Below are 516 nucleotides of genomic sequence, written 5' to 3'. Positions count from 1 at the left end.
CTACAGCTTTTGCTCTATAAATTTTCTGCCGCACAACTTCTCAACGATAAAACCTACTATCACAAACTCTCTAAAAATCTACTTTACCGCGTAAAGCCTTCGTCTTACCGCGCTGGGTTTTTTTATCCACCCGTTTACGTTTGGCATTTCTGCTAGGTTTGGTCGGCCTTCTGGTTTTATTAACGTAAGTGGCTTTGGTGATAAAGCTTTGCAAACGCTCAAGCGCATCTATCAAAAAAACGAAAGAGGACTCCACTCGACATTAAGGTGGAGGTAAATTTCGCATCACTGGTTAGCCTCGCTGGTTCTGAATATATTGCTTAATAATATCTAATGGCGCACCGCCACAAGAGCTTGCAAAGTAGGAGCGTGACCAAAGCACAGGCTTGGAATAAGCTGCTCTTAAATCAATAAAATCACCCCTCATTCGTCTACTTGTGACTGACTTTAAGTTATTAACCAATTTGCTTAATTGCACCGTTGGCGGGTACTGGATAAGCATGTGGATATAATCTG

Annotated in this window: 1 protein-coding gene; it reads right to left on the bottom strand. The window is 41.9% G+C overall.

The window, feature by feature from the left end:
* Window positions 1–292: 292 nt before the first annotated feature.
* Window positions 293–516: IS200/IS605 family transposase (tnpA, locus tag CXF61_RS02475; protein WP_165597037.1), on the bottom strand; the 224-nt coding region annotated here is incomplete at its 5' end.

The sequence above is a fragment of the Psychrobacter sp. 4Dc genome, assembly GCF_002836715.1.
Taxonomy (GTDB): Bacteria; Pseudomonadota; Gammaproteobacteria; order Pseudomonadales; family Moraxellaceae; genus Psychrobacter.
Note: the sequence above shows the minus strand (reverse complement) of the source record. Positions and strands in the feature narration are given on the sequence as shown.